The sequence below is a fragment of the Paraburkholderia caffeinilytica genome, from assembly GCF_003368325.1.
In the GTDB taxonomy this organism is placed as follows: domain Bacteria; phylum Pseudomonadota; class Gammaproteobacteria; order Burkholderiales; family Burkholderiaceae; genus Paraburkholderia; species Paraburkholderia caffeinilytica.
The window spans coordinates 3,131,024-3,144,992 of the sequence record NZ_CP031467.1 but is presented as its reverse complement, the minus strand read 5'-3'; the positions used below and the strand labels follow the sequence as shown (position 1 = coordinate 3,144,992).

Below are 13,969 nucleotides of genomic sequence, written 5' to 3'. Positions count from 1 at the left end.
GCCCGATACAGGACAAGCGCGCACAGCCGCGCGGTGCGAACTCGCGCAGTGGACAGACGGTCAGCCGTTCGAAAGCTGTTCCAGCCGCAAGCGCCCCTGCAACGACAATCCGCCGACGGCATAATGACCGTCGCCCTCCTGATGACGGCGGAAACAAGCCCGCTCGATCAGAAAGGCCGCCGCAGCCAGCATTCCGTTACGGCTCAGGCCCAGCTGGCCATGTTCGAGCGGCAACATCGAGTCGTCGGCCAGTTCGTTGGCAGCGGAGAGAATTGTGATGCAATCGGATTTCGACGGGTTCAGCATTGCTTGGATCCTCGAAAACGGCGTCTGCATGCGCCAGGGCGGGGCCGGTGCATGATCCAGAGGGCTCCAGGCATCGGCATGAAAATTGATTGTAGGCAGTGATTTGACAATTTACCAACTCACGTTTTGCCGCATTGCGCGCTGAACCAGAACGCATGGCGCGAGCCCGGCAAAAACAATGACCCCAGGCGCGGCGGCCGTCGCCTCGCGTAAAACAGGCACGCTCCTCCATGCCCGCACTCATCGAAGACTATGCGCTCATCGGCGACGGCCACACGGCCGCGCTCGTCTCCCGCGACGGTTCGGTCGACTGGCTCTGCTGGCCGCGCTTCGACTCCGGCGCGTGCTTTGCCGCCCTGCTCGGCACGCCCGACAACGGCCGCTGGCTGATTTCGCCGGTCTCGGATTCGGATACGCCGCCCACGATCACGCGCCGTTATCGCGGTGAGACGCTGGTCCTGGAAACCGATTTCGAAACGCCCGACGGCGCGGTCACGCTGATCGACTTCATGCCGCCGGGCAACGGCTGGTCGGAGATGGTGCGGATCGTGGTCGGCAAACGCGGTGCGGTGCGCATGCGGATGGAACTGGTGCTGCGCTTCGACTATGGCTTTTCGGTTCCGTGGGTGGATCGCCTGAAGCACGACAGCGGCGTCAAGGCGATCGTCGGCCCGGACACTGTCGTGCTGCGCACGCCAGTCGAGTTGCGTGGCGAGGACATGAAGACCGTCTCCGCGTTCACCGTGAGCGAAGGCGAGCGCGTGCCGTTTTCGCTGGCCTATGCGGCGTCGCATCTGCGCATTCCGCCGGGACGCGATCCGCACACGTCGCTCGCCCGCACCGAGAACCATTGGCTCGAATGGTCCGCGCGCAGCACGGTCGAAGGCAAATGGGCCGCGCAGATCCAGCGCTCGCTGATTACGCTGAAGGCGCTTGCGTACGAGCCGACCGGCGGCATCGTCGCCGCGCCCACCACCTCGCTGCCCGAACAGTTGGGCGGCACGCGCAACTGGGACTACCGCTACTGCTGGCTGCGCGACGCCACCATCACGCTGCTCGCGATGATGCGCGGCGGCTACTACGACGAAGCCCGCGCGTGGCGCAGCTGGCTCGGCCGCGTGATGGCCGGCGCGCCCGACCAGTTGCAGATCATGTACGGGATCGCCGGCGAGCGGCGCCTGCCCGAGTTCGAAATCGACTGGCTGCCGGGCTATCAGGATGCCAAGCCCGTGCGGATCGGCAACAACGCGGTCGGTCAGCGCCAGCTCGACGTCTACGGCGAAGTGATGAACGCGCTGCATCTCGCGCGCGTCGGCGGCCTGCAGGCGGACGACACCGCATGGAACGTGCAGCGCGCGTTGCTCCGCCATCTCGACACGATCTGGCAGGAGCCGGACGAAGGCATCTGGGAAACGCGCGGCGGCCGCCAGCACTTCACCTTCTCCAAGGTGATGGCGTGGGTCGCCTACGACCGCGCCATCCGGTCCGCCGAAATGTTCAAGCTGGAAGGCCCACTCGACGAATGGCGCACGACCCGCGCGGCAATCCACGCGGAAGTCTGCGCGAAGGCATGGAATCCGGCGCTCAACGCGTTCTCCCAGTCCTACGGCAGCGACCAGCTCGATGCGAGCGTGCTGTTGATGCCGCTGGTCGGCTTCCTCCCGCCGGCGGACCCGCGCGTCAAGGGCACGGTGGAAGCGATCGAAAAGGATTTGATGCACGACGGCTTCGTGATGCGCTACCGCACCACCGAATACGACGACGGCCTGCCGCCCGGCGAAGGCACCTTCCTCGCGTGCTCGTTCTGGATGGTGGACAACCTGGCGCTGCAAGGCCGCATCGACGAAGCCACCGCGATGTACGAACGGCTGCTCGACCTCTGCAATGACGTCGGTTTGCTCGCGGAAGAGTACGATCCGGCCGCGAAGCGCCTGGTCGGTAATTTCCCGCAAGGCTTTTCGCACGTCGCGCTGGTGCACACCGGCCTTAACCTGATGAAGCACGAACAGGCCATGGCTCAGGCAACCGGGCAACCGCCGCATAACGGCACCGTGGCGGGAGAACTTGAGGCTGCGGCAACCCCCGATAGCGGCGCGGCAGCATCGCCAGTACCATGATTCAATGACAGTTTGCACACAGTTCGCGTGTAAATTGCTGCATTGCACAAGTACGCTTTGTTCAGTATGATCGAGCAGACTGTTGGCCGAAAATCAATGTGCCTACAACCTATACGGCCTGCCGCAACGCCACACGCGTGTTTGCCAAGCCCCATGCGAACCGCTTAAACGGAGCACCCATGCTCTACCAACTGCACGAATTCCAACGGGCGATGTTGAGCCCCCTTACCGCCTGGGCCCAAGCTGCGTCGAAATCGTTCGCGAATCCCGCCAGCCCTTTGGCCTATGTGCCCGGCGCCACACGCCTTTCAGCCGGCTACGAACTGCTCTACCGGCTCGGCAAAGATTACGAAAAGCCTGAGTTCAACCTTCATCAGATTGTCAAAGACGGTCACAACATTCCGATCATCGAACAGACGATCATCGAAAAGCCGTTTTGCCGCCTGATGCGCTTCAAGCGTTTCGCGGACGACAGCGGCGCTGTTACCCAATTGAAAGATGAGCCGGTCGTGCTGGTGTGCGCGCCGTTGTCAGGACACCACGCCACGCTCCTGCGCGATACCGTGCGCACGTTGCTGCAAGACCACAAGGTTTATCTGACCGACTGGATCGACGCACGCATGGTGCCGCTCGAAGAAGGCGAATTTCATCTCGACGATTACATCGCCTACATCCAGGAATTCATCCGCCACATCGGCGCGAAGAATCTGCACGTGATCTCGGTATGTCAGCCTACCGTTCCGGTGCTCGCCGCCATTTCGCTGATGGCGAGCCGCGGCGAAGACACACCGCGCACCATGACGATGATGGGCGGCCCGATCGACGCGCGTAAGAGCCCGACCTCGGTCAACTCGCTCGCCACGCAGCACTCGTATGAATGGTTCGAAAACAACGTGATCTTCACGGTGCCGCCGAACTATCCTGGCGTGGGCCGTAAGGTTTACCCGGGCTTCCTGCAACACACCGGCTTCGTCGCGATGAATCCTGAGCGCCACGCGGCCTCGCACTGGGACTTCTACCAAAGCCTCCTGCGCGGCGACGAAGACGACGCGGAAGCCCATCGCCGCTTCTACGACGAGTACAACGCAGTGCTCGACATGGACGCCGACTATTACCTCGACACGATCCGCGTGGTGTTCCAGGAATTCAGTCTCGCCGAAGGCACGTGGGACGTCGCGGGCGAGCGGGTGCGTCCGCAGGACATCAAGACGACCGCGCTTTTCACGATCGAAGGGGAGTTGGACGATATCTCCGGCGACGGTCAGACGTTCGCCGCGCAAGAGTTGTGCAGCGGCATTCCGGAGAAGAACAAGCGTCACTTCACCGCGGAGAAATGCGGCCATTACGGCATTTTCTCGGGCCGCCGGTGGCGCACCATCATCTATCCGCAGTTGCGCGACTTCATCCTCGAGCACAACAAGGCGCCGAAGGTAGCGAAGGAAAAAGTCGAAGCCTGAGCACCGCGCGCATAGATAGACAACGGCCTCTTTTTAGAGGCCGTTGTCGTTTCCGGGACTGCTTCTTTTGCTTCTTATGACGCCTGTTTTGCCGCTTCTTATGCCGTAGATGCGCGGCCGCGCTGCGGCCTTACTTCCGCAACAGATACGCAAGCAGCAACTCGGTGTTCATCTGGATGACCTCACTGCGTTCGCTCGCGCTGCTGAAATCGCGGCCGAGTGTCGCTTCAAGCGTAAAACGGTTCGACACGATGTAGTAGCCCATGCCGGACAGCGTCACATAAAAGCGCAATGGATCGACGTTGGTGCGAAACAGGCCCGCGCGTTGACCACGCTCCAGAATGCTGCCGAGCGTGGCGACGATCGGCGAGATCATTTCGCGGATGCGCGTCGACTTCTGCATGTAGCGTGCCTCATGCAGATTCTCGTTATTGACGAGACGCAGCAACTCAGGATGATCGCGATAGTAATCCCAAACAAAATGCGCGAGACGTGTGATGGCCTCGACCGGCGCGATGCCGTTCAGCTCGAGCGTTCGTTCCGCTTCATTGAGCGCGCTGAATGCGTGCTCGAGTACCGCAGTGAAAAGCTGCTCCTTGCTACCGAAGTAGTAATAGAGCATGCGTTCATTGGTCTCCGCGCGGCGGGCGATCTGATCGACGCGCGCGCCGAACAACCCTCCATTTGCAAACTCTTCGGCCGCCGCAAGCAGAATGCGGCGCCGCGTGCCTTCAGGATCTCTTTTGATTTTCGGCTGATTCATGGTGGCATCGTCTTCGTGAGCCGCGTTATCCGGATCGCGCCGCCGGCCTCTCCTCGGGCCTTGCACCGACAGCACTGAACGGGCTGGTTGGGGGAACACCCTTCTGCGGTCTTTCGAAAAAGCGCTTCGATTATGGCACATGGATTGCGGATGGCAATTGGGGAAATCGGCGATAATGTGCTATTTAGTTCAAGCTCAGCGCTTGCGCTTAGTTGCAGCCTTAGTTGCACAAATTCGCGCCTCTATTCGTGTCTGTACTTGCCTATATCGGCGCGTGTTTGCGCTTTCGCAGCGCTTTTGTGTTGCCCCGGCCTGCCGCGTGTTTTCCCTAATCCGCACCCGGTACGCTGTGCGGCCACGAGGCAAGCCCCAACGTCGTGACCGTGACCGATTCCAGAACACTCGCAGATCGCATCGAAGATCTGCTGCCCCAAACGCAATGCACGAAGTGCGGCTATCCCGCCTGCCGCCCGTATGCCGAAGCCGTCGCCCATGGCGAGGCCGACTACAACCAGTGCCCGCCGGGTGGCGCCGAAGGCGTCGCGCGCCTCGCCGCACTGCTCGGCAAACCGGTGATTCCGCTCAATTCCGCCAACGGCGTCGAGCGGCCTCGTCCGTTGGCGGTTATCGACGAACAAGTTTGCATCGGCTGCACGCTGTGCATGCAGGCTTGTCCGGTCGATGCAATAGTTGGCGCACCGAAACAGATGCACACGGTGATCGCCGCGCTCTGCACCGGTTGCGACCTGTGTGTGCCGCCTTGCCCGGTCGACTGCATTGCGATGCCGCCGGTCACGGGTGAAGCAACCGGCTGGGACGCATGGAGCCAGAGTCAGGCCGACGCCGCGCGCGAACGCCACAACCTGCGCGACGCCCGTCTCGCACGTGAACGCGAAGCTGCCGAGGCACGTGCTGCAGCGCGGCGAGCGGTCAGCAGCGCGCCCGCTCCAGCAACGGAAACCGGTGCCGCGGCCACACCCGCCGCACCCGCCGCGGACTCCGCCGAAGCGAAGAAACGCGCGATCATTCAGGCCGCGCTCGAACGAGCACGCCAGAAGAAAGAAGAGTTGGCCGCCAAGGGCCAAGGGCCGCAGAACACCGAGCGCGTCAGCGCCGACGTGCAGGCGCAGATCGACGCCGCCGAGGCACGCCGCCGCCGTCTGGGACTCGCTGCGGACAACACCCCGGGTAACACCGGGGGTAACACCGAAGTTCCACCCTCGAAACGCTAACCTTTAACTCCACGCCGCGCATGAACGCGAATAAACGCCGCGCTATCTACGAGACGCTTCAGAGTCTCAACCCGCATCCCACGACCGAGCTCGAATACACGACACCGTTCGAACTGCTGATCGCCGTGCTGCTGTCGGCGCAGGCCACCGACGTGTCGGTGAACAAGGCGATGCGCAAGATGTTCCCGGTCGCGAACACGCCGCAGAAAGTCTTCGATCTCGGCGAAGAAGGGGTGGCCGGCTACATCAAGACGATTGGCCTCTATCGGACCAAGGCGAAGAATGTGATCGCAACCTGCCGCATTCTGCTCGACCAGTACGGCGGCGACGTGCCGGAAGATCGCGAAGCGCTCGAAAGCTTGCCTGGGGTCGGCCGCAAAACGGCGAATGTGATCCTGAACACGGCGTTCGGTCATCCAACCATCGCCGTCGACACGCATATCTTTCGGGTTGCGAATCGAACTGGCCTCGCGCCTGGCAAAGACGTGCGCGCGGTCGAAGCGGCGCTGGAGAAATTCACGCCCGCCGAGTTCAAGCAGGACGCCCACCACTGGCTGATTCTGCACGGCCGCTATGTATGCAAAGCGCGCCGCCCGGAATGCTGGCACTGCGTGATCGAGCCGCTGTGCGAATTCCGGCCCAAGACGCCGCCGCCGGATCTTTGAGGGCGGCGCCGTTCGGCGAGCGCACGAGAGGACGCCGCGTCGCCGTGGCGTGCTGGTCCGTCGCGTACGTGGCACGCACCCTGTACGCCCAGGGCCTGCGCCGCGCTTCGGTCCGCTGACGCGCCGCCAGCACGCCGCCCTGCCTCGGCGTAAAATCACCCCCTTCCAACCCGCCTCACGCCCAACGCCCCGTTCCCACGATGTTCAATCCCAGCCGCGACGAAGTCCGCCAATTTTTCACCGACACCTGGCGCAAGCAGCGTCAAGGCGAGATTCTGACGCCGCTCGAAGCCATCGCCGCCGACTGGATCGTCGAGCATCCGGAATATCACGCCGACCTTACCGACACGGAAGCCGCCCAGGCCCAGGACTATTCGCCCGAACGCGGCCAGACCAACCCGTTCCTGCATCTGTCGATGCATCTGGCGATCACCGAACAGTTGTCAATCGACCAGCCGCCGGGCATCCGCGCGGCGCACGAGCGGCTTGCCGCCCGGCTCGGCTCGACTCACGAGGCGCAGCACGCGATCATGGATTGCCTCGGCGAAACCATCTGGGAAGCGCAACGCACCGGCACCCCGCCGGACACCGATGCGTACTTGCAGCGCATCGAGCGGCGCGCCACGCGGGACTGAAGCGACTGAGCGGTCTCAGTGGAGTCAGCGGGCTCAGTGGAGTCAGCAGGCTCAGCGGGCTCAGCGGGCTCAGCGGGCTCAGCGGGCTCAGCGGTTAGCATGCCGCTCGAACTCGCTCCAGCACCCAACCCGAGCCCTAAAAACACAACACCCCGCCGAAGCGGGGTGTCATTCAATCTGAAAACAGCGCAAAAACAGCGCGACGGCGATTACTTCTTCTGCACCAGCGCGCCGTCCAGCGACTCGATGTAGGCCGCGAGGTCCTTCATGTCGCTTTGCGACAGGCTTTGCACCTGCGCCTGCATGATCGCGTTGTTGCGACCGAGGTGCGGGTTGCCGTTGCCCATCTGGTACTGGCGCAGCGCCCAGTAGACATAGTCGGAGTGCTGACCGGCGAGCTTCGGATATTCCGGGCTCACCGGCTTGTTCAGGTTGACGCCGTGGCAGGCCGCGCAGTTGTGGCTGTCCGCCAGCACCTTGCCGTTGCCGGCGTCTGCGGCGTGCGCGACGTTCGCTGCAACCAGACCGATGACTGCCGCCGACGCGCATGCAGCCTTGAACACCGTGTGGAGTGCCTGTTGGGGCTTATTCATGAATTCTCCTATCCCGCGAATATAAATAGCCGAGTGACCGGTTGGGTGACCGCAGCCGATCACTTGTCGGGATTGTTCTTCGACGAGGAACTTTGCGCTGCGTAGTAGGCAGCGATGTCGGCAATGTCCTGATCCGACAGCGATGCGGTGATTGCGCGCATCGTTTCGAAGTGGCGGTCGCCCTTCTTGTAGCCGTGCAGGGCGTTCTCGAGGTATGCCTGATTCTGGCCGCCGAGCATGGGCACGCGGTAGACCTCTGGATAAGCCGTGCGGTATTCAGGGATGCCGTGGCAGCCAATACACATCGCGACCTTGCCTTGGCCCGCCTTCGCGTTGCCGACGACATCCGCTGCCTGCGCACTGGCCGCATAGCCCGCGAGCACCGACAGCGCTGCGATCACGACGTGTTTGCCGACGAATTTATTCATAGCATGTAACCTGGCTTGAGGGGAAACGGGCGCCCAAAAAGGCAACGGCCCGCGCCGTTCTTCTTATAGGGTAGCCACGCAGGCCAAAAAAATCGGGCTAATTGTACCGCGACGCCGCGCCGAACGTCCACCGCGCGGGGCCAGCAGCGTATCCGGCCACCGCAAAGCCACGGCCGGCGCCATTTTGCTCCGGCGCGCCTGTTCCGCATGGCTTCGTGGCGCCCGCCGCGCTCCGCCCGGCCGGCCCACGACACCCGGCGCGCCCGCCCACCGGGCGCGCCGGGCGAGCACGGGCTGCTCGCGAGCGCCGCAAGCGCACTCGAACCGGCGTCCGGCATCGCGGGTGACACCTTACGCCAGGCGGTTTCAGCGCAACAGGCCTTCTGACTTATACTGGGTTTTTTCCCAAAAAAGAGCATCTCGCCATGCGTTTTGAAGGCTCATCGCAATACGTCGCCACTGACGACCTCAAGCTCGCGGTCAACGCCGCGATGACGCTGAAGCGCCCGTTGCTCATCAAGGGCGAACCGGGCACCGGCAAAACCATGCTCGCCGAAGAGGTCGCCGCCGCGCTCGGCATGCCGCTGTTGCAATGGCATATCAAGTCGACCACCAAGGCCCAGCAAGGCCTGTACGAGTACGACGCGGTGTCGCGCCTGCGCGATTCGCAACTCGGCGACGAGCGCGTCAAGGACATCCGCAATTACATCGTCAAGGGCGTGTTGTGGCAGGCGTTCGAGTCGGAGGAGCAAACGGTGCTCCTGATCGACGAGATCGACAAGGCCGACATCGAATTCCCGAACGACCTGCTGCGCGAACTCGACCGCATGGAGTTCTACGTGTACGAGACCCACGAGCTGGTCCGCGCCAAAAAGCGCCCGCTCGTGATCATCACGTCGAACAACGAGAAGGAACTGCCCGATGCGTTCCTGCGCCGCTGCTTTTTCCACTACATCAAATTCCCCGACCCGGTGACGATGCAGCAGATCGTCGAGGTGCACTACCCCGGCATCAAGAAGGAACTGCTCGCCGCGGCGATGCAGAGCTTCTTCGAGTTGCGCAACGTCGCCGGCCTGAAGAAGAAGCCGTCCACGTCGGAACTCCTCGACTGGCTGAAGCTGCTGCTCGCCGAGGACATTCCGCCTGAAGCGCTGCGCTCGTCCGACCAGAAACAGATCATCCCGCCGCTGCATGGCGCGCTCCTGAAGAACGAGCAGGACGTAAGCCTGTTCGAGCGGCTGATCTTCATGAACCGCAACAACCGTTGATCAACCGGTGATGAACCGGTGCTCGACCGCGCATACCCGTTGATGAGCGCGGTCCACCGACCATCCGCCGCCGAGGACACAGCATGCTGATCGACTTCTTCTACTCGCTACGCGCCGCCAGACTGCCGGTGTCGGTGAAGGAATACCTGACGCTGCTCGAGGCGCTCAAAGCCAACGTGATCGCGCCGTCGCTCGACGAGTTCTACTATCTCGCGCGCATCACGCTGGTCAAGGACGAACAGTATTTCGACAAGTTCGACCAGGCGTTCGGCGCGTATTTCAATGGCGTCGCGAAGGCCTCGGAGCTCGCCTTCGACGTCCCGCTCGACTGGCTGAAGAAGAAGCTGCAACGCGATCTGTCGCCCGAGGAAAAAGCCCAGATCGAAGCGATGGGCGGCCTCGACAAGCTGATGGAACGCCTGAAGGAACTGTTCGACGAACAGAAAGAGCGCCACGAAGGCGGCAACAAATGGATCGGCACGGGCGGCACCTCGCCGTTCGGCAACGGCGGCTACAACCCGGAAGGCGTGCGCATCGGCGGCGACGCGGCGGGCAACCGCACGGCGGTGAAGGTGTGGGAAGCGCGCGCCTACCGCGATTACGACGACCAGGTCGAAATCGGCACCCGCAACATCAAGATCGCGCTGCGCCGCTTGCGCCGTTTCGCCCGCGAAGGCGCGGCCGAAGAGCTCGATCTGCCCGACACGATCCGCAGCACCGCGGCGAACGCCGGCTGGCTCGACCTGAAGATGGTGCCGGAGCGGCACAACAAGGTCAAAGTGCTGATGCTGCTCGACGTGGGCGGTTCGATGGACGATCACATCAAGCGCACCGAAGAGCTCTTTTCCGCCGCCAAGGCCGAATTCAAGCATCTCGAGTTCTATTACTTCCACAACTGCGTGTACGATTTCCTGTGGAAGAACAATCGCCGCCGTCATGCCGAGCGCATGCCGACGTGGGACCTGCTGCACAAGTTCACGCCTGACTACAAGCTGATCTTTGTCGGCGACGCGACCATGAGTCCGTACGAAGTGCTGCAGCCGGGCGGCTCGGTCGAGTACAACAACGCCGAAGCCGGCGCCGTGTGGCTGCGCCGCCTCGCCGATCATTTCCCGCACTACGCATGGCTCAATCCGGAGCCGGAAGGTTTGTGGGCCTATCGGCAATCGGTCAGCGCGATCCGGGAAGTGCTCGGCCACCGCATGTATCCGCTCACGCTCGCCGGACTCGAAACGGCGATGCGCATGTTGAGCAAATAAGCAGGTCGCGTTTTCACTCCCCCTATAAAAAGCTTCAGAATGAGTTTGTCGTCATCGCCCGATTTGTCCCCTGTCAACGCACACACCGGACGGCTCAGACCGTTTGCCGATACCTCGCTGTCCACCCTCGTCGCCGGCTTCGTCGCGATGATGACGGGCTATACCAGCTCGCTCGTGCTGATGTTCCAGGCGGGCCAGGCCGCCCATCTCAACGATGCGCAGATTTCGTCGTGGATCTGGGCGCTGTCGATCGGCATGGCCGTCTGCACGATCGGCCTCTCGCTGCGCTTTCGCGCGCCGATCGTGATTGCCTGGTCGACACCCGGCGCCGCGCTGCTGGTGTCGTCGCTGCCGCATGTGGCCTACCCCGAGGCGATCGGCGCGTTCATCGTCTGCTCGGTGTTGCTGACCCTGGTCGGCCTGACCGGCTGGTTCGACACGCTGATGAAAAAAATCCCGGCAGGCATCGCCTCGGCTTTGCTGGCGGGCATTCTGTTCGAGATCGGCATCGAGATTTTCCGCGCGGCGCAGTTCCAGACCGCGCTCGTGCTGACCATGTTCTTCACCTACCTGATCGTCAAACGCCTCGCGCCGCGCTATGCGATCGTGACGACGCTGATCGTCGGCACGGCGGCCGCCGGCGGGCTCGGGCTGCTCGACTTCAGCCGCTTTCATGTCGCGCTCGCCCATCCCGTGTTCACGATGCCGGTGTTTTCGGTCGCGGCGAGCATCAGCATCGGCATTCCGTTGTTTGTCGTCGCGATGGCGTCGCAGAACGTGCCGGGCATCGCCGTGCTGCGTGCGGACGGCTTCAGCACGCCCTCCGCGCCGCTGATTTCGACGACGGGCATCGCTTCGCTGCTGCTCGCGCCGTTCGGCTCACATGGCGTCAATCTTGCAGCGATCACGGCGGCGATCTGTACCGGCCCCGAAGCGCACGAAAACCGCGGCAAGCGTTACACCGCCGCAGTCTGGTGCGGTATTTTCTATCTGATCGCCGGGATTTTCGGCGCGACCATCGCCGCGCTGTTCGCGGCCTTGCCGACGGCGCTGGTGGTTTCCGTCGCGGCGCTGGCGCTGTTCGGCTCGATCATGAGCGGCCTCGCCAACGCGATGCAGGATCTGAAGCAGCGTGAAGCGGCGCTGGTGACATTCATGGTGACGGCCTCGGGCCTCACCCTGCTCTCGATCGGCTCGGCATTCTGGGGGCTGGTGGCGGGCGTGCTGACGCAACTGGTGCTGAACGCCCGGCGCGCCTGAATCGTCGGCGGAAACCGTCATCCCAAATCCCTGTGAACGGATCGCCGGGAGCAAGTGTCAATACTGCGTCAGACGATCCGCCATAGAATAGAAGCATCCGGCAGCGCTTTCCGTCAAAATTCCCCGGCAACATGACGGGCAGACGCTGCAGCGTGACCCGCGGCCGCCGGAACGGTTTGTCCTTCCGTCCGGTGGCGATCTCATTTCTCCTGAACCACGGCGCACGCGCGCCATGAAGGCTCGAACATGACAACCGCACTCGATCAACTCAAGCAATACACCACCGTCGTGGCCGATACCGGCGACTTCCAGCAGCTTGCGCAGTACAAGCCGCAGGACGCGACCACCAATCCGTCGCTGATTCTGAAGGCCGTCCAGAAAGACGACTACAAGCCGCTGCTCGAAAAAACCGTGAAAGCGCATGCGTCGAAACCGGTCGGCGCAATCATCGACCAGTTGCTGATCGCCTTCGGCACCGAAATTCTCAAGATCATTCCGGGCCGCGTGTCGACCGAAGTGGATGCGCGCCTGTCGTTCGACACCGAAGCGTCGATCGCCAAGGGCCGCGAGCTGATCGCCCTGTACAAAGACCACGGCATCGGCCGCGAACGCGTGCTGATCAAGCTGGCCTCCACGTGGGAAGGCATCCGCGCCGCCGAAGTGCTGCAGAAAGAAGGCATCCACTGCAACATGACGCTGCTGTTCTCGCTCGCGCAGGCCGCTGCCTGTGCCGAAGCGGGCGCGCAACTGATCTCGCCGTTCGTCGGCCGCATTTACGACTGGTACAAGAAGAACGCCGGTAGCGCGTGGGACGAAGTGAAAGACGGCGGCGCCAACGATCCGGGCGTCAAATCGGTGCGCCGGATTTACGCGTACTACAAGAAGTTTGGCTACAAGACCGAGGTGATGGGCGCGAGCTTCCGCACCCCTGGCCAGATTCTGGAACTGGCCGGCTGCGATCTGCTGACCATCAGCCCGGATCTGCTGCAAAAGCTGCAGGAGAGCACCGAGAAGGTCGAGCGCAAGCTGTCGCCTGAAATGGGCACGGGCGCGGGCATCGAACGCGTGCCGGTCGACGAGGCGTCGTTCCGTTTCCTCGTCAACGACGAAGCGATGGCGACCGAAAAGCTCGCTGAAGGCATCCGCGCGTTTGCCGCGGACGCCGTCAAGCTGGAGAAGCTGATCGAAGCGCTGCGTTAAAGCCGGCTGGCGTCGAGCTTAAACACGCGGTCAAGCATGCGGCCCTGAGCCTTTCCGGTTCAGGGCCGCATGCCGTTTGGCGCCTGCTGCCTGCTGCCTGCTGCCTGCTGCCTGCTGCCTGCCGCCTGCCGCCTGCCGCCTGCCGCCTGCCGCCTGCCGCCTGCCGTCGACACAATGTCACAATCGCCGCCGCAACAGACGACTACAATCGTCTGCACGCCCACTCCTTCGCGGTCATTTGCCGAAGGAACGCGGCGCCGCAGAGTCCATTCCGGGAGACGATCATGTACGTTCAGCCTTATGTATTTTTCAACGGCCGCTGTGAAGAAGCGCTCAAGTACTACACCGAGAAGCTCGGCGCCGAGGTGTTGCTGCTGATGCGCTACAAGGACGCGCCGCCCAGCCCCGACCCGGAAAACCAGCCGCGGCCCGGTCTGGAAGAAAAGATCATGCACGCCACGATCAAGCTCGGCTCGACCAACTGGATGGCCTCGGATGGCCACTGCGACCCGCAGGCCACCTTCAGCGGCTTCAGCCTCTCGCTGACGGCTGACGACGCCGAGTCCGGCGAGAGATATTTCAACGCGCTGGCCGATGGCGGTACGGTGACGATGCCGTGGCAAGCCACCTTCTGGAGCAAGGGCTTCGGGATGGTGGTGGACCGCTTCGGTCTCGCGTGGATGGTGACGATGCCGGAAGCCTGAGCGAGACACGCACGGGGGCTTCGGCGGGCGCGGTCGCGAGTGCAGGCGCGGTCGCGAGTGCGGGTGCCGGCGCAGCTGCGGG

General features: G+C 63.0%; 14 protein-coding genes. 10 read left to right on the top strand and 4 right to left on the bottom strand.

Annotated features, from left to right (window positions below; genetic code table 11):
* Positions 1-60: 60 nt before the first annotated feature.
* Positions 61-306 (bottom strand): hypothetical protein, encoded by a 246-nt coding sequence (locus DSC91_RS30350; protein WP_115783559.1) that lies wholly within the window; start codon positions 304-306, stop codon positions 61-63.
* 230 nt (positions 307-536) lie between these two features.
* Between DSC91_RS30350 and DSC91_RS30345 the strand changes: the two genes are divergently transcribed.
* Both DSC91_RS30345 and DSC91_RS30340 read left to right on the top strand, forming a co-directional pair.
* Positions 537-2,423 (top strand): glycoside hydrolase family 15 protein, encoded by a 1,887-nt coding sequence (locus DSC91_RS30345; RefSeq protein WP_115782241.1) that lies wholly within the window; start codon positions 537-539, stop codon positions 2,421-2,423.
* Between the two features lie 179 nt (positions 2,424-2,602).
* On the top strand, positions 2,603-3,880 hold the full coding sequence (locus DSC91_RS30340) for a polyhydroxyalkanoate depolymerase (protein ID WP_115782240.1): 1,278 nt from the start codon (positions 2,603-2,605) through the stop codon (positions 3,878-3,880).
* A gap of 130 nt (positions 3,881-4,010) precedes the next feature.
* Here the strand turns inward: DSC91_RS30340 and DSC91_RS30335 are convergent, their stop codons facing one another.
* Positions 4,011-4,643, bottom strand: a complete 633-nt coding sequence (locus DSC91_RS30335) for a TetR/AcrR family transcriptional regulator (protein ID WP_115782239.1) — start codon at positions 4,641-4,643, stop codon at positions 4,011-4,013.
* A 383-nt stretch (positions 4,644-5,026) separates the two neighbouring features.
* On the opposite strand from DSC91_RS30335, the gene rsxB reads away from it, so the two are divergent.
* The 3 genes from rsxB (at position 5,027) to DSC91_RS30320 (ending at position 7,175) form a co-directional block, all read left to right on the top strand.
* Positions 5,027-5,875 carry an electron transport complex subunit RsxB gene (gene rsxB / locus DSC91_RS30330; protein WP_115783558.1) on the top strand — a complete coding sequence of 283 codons (849 nt, stop codon included), beginning with the start codon at positions 5,027-5,029 and terminating at the stop codon, positions 5,873-5,875.
* A 20-nt stretch (positions 5,876-5,895) separates the two neighbouring features.
* A complete protein-coding gene (nth, locus tag DSC91_RS30325) occupies positions 5,896-6,540 on the top strand; it encodes an endonuclease III (protein WP_115782238.1) in 645 nt (214 codons plus the stop codon).
* A gap of 200 nt (positions 6,541-6,740) precedes the next feature.
* Positions 6,741-7,175, top strand: coding sequence for a DUF1841 family protein (locus DSC91_RS30320; protein ID WP_115782237.1), 435 nt, complete (start codon positions 6,741-6,743; stop codon positions 7,173-7,175).
* A gap of 209 nt (positions 7,176-7,384) precedes the next feature.
* Here DSC91_RS30320 and DSC91_RS30310 read toward each other — a convergent pair whose 3' ends face one another.
* Both DSC91_RS30310 and DSC91_RS30305 read right to left on the bottom strand, forming a co-directional pair.
* Positions 7,385-7,768 carry a c-type cytochrome gene (locus DSC91_RS30310; protein ID WP_115782235.1) on the bottom strand — a complete coding sequence of 128 codons (384 nt, stop codon included), beginning with the start codon at positions 7,766-7,768 and terminating at the stop codon, positions 7,385-7,387.
* A gap of 59 nt (positions 7,769-7,827) precedes the next feature.
* Positions 7,828-8,196, bottom strand: coding sequence for a c-type cytochrome (locus DSC91_RS30305; protein ID WP_115782234.1), 369 nt, complete (start codon positions 8,194-8,196; stop codon positions 7,828-7,830).
* Positions 8,197-8,621: 425 nt separating this feature from the next.
* On the opposite strand from DSC91_RS30305, the gene DSC91_RS30300 reads away from it, so the two are divergent.
* From DSC91_RS30300 to DSC91_RS30275, 5 genes are all read left to right on the top strand, one after another.
* The gene (locus tag DSC91_RS30300; protein ID WP_115782233.1) at positions 8,622-9,464 is read left to right on the top strand and encodes an AAA family ATPase; all 843 of its coding nucleotides are present in this window, start codon (positions 8,622-8,624) and stop codon (positions 9,462-9,464) included.
* An 83-nt stretch (positions 9,465-9,547) separates the two neighbouring features.
* A complete protein-coding gene (locus tag DSC91_RS30295) occupies positions 9,548-10,723 on the top strand; it encodes a vWA domain-containing protein (protein ID WP_115782232.1) in 1,176 nt (391 codons plus the stop codon).
* Positions 10,724-10,762: 39 nt separating this feature from the next.
* Positions 10,763-11,983, top strand: a complete 1,221-nt coding sequence (locus DSC91_RS30290) for a benzoate/H(+) symporter BenE family transporter (protein ID WP_115782231.1) — start codon at positions 10,763-10,765, stop codon at positions 11,981-11,983.
* A gap of 246 nt (positions 11,984-12,229) precedes the next feature.
* A complete protein-coding gene (gene tal, locus DSC91_RS30285) occupies positions 12,230-13,183 on the top strand; it encodes a transaldolase (protein WP_115782230.1) in 954 nt (317 codons plus the stop codon).
* 284 nt (positions 13,184-13,467) lie between these two features.
* Positions 13,468-13,887 carry a VOC family protein gene (locus DSC91_RS30275; RefSeq protein WP_115782228.1) on the top strand — a complete coding sequence of 140 codons (420 nt, stop codon included), beginning with the start codon at positions 13,468-13,470 and terminating at the stop codon, positions 13,885-13,887.
* The last annotated feature ends 82 nt before the right edge of the window (positions 13,888-13,969 follow it).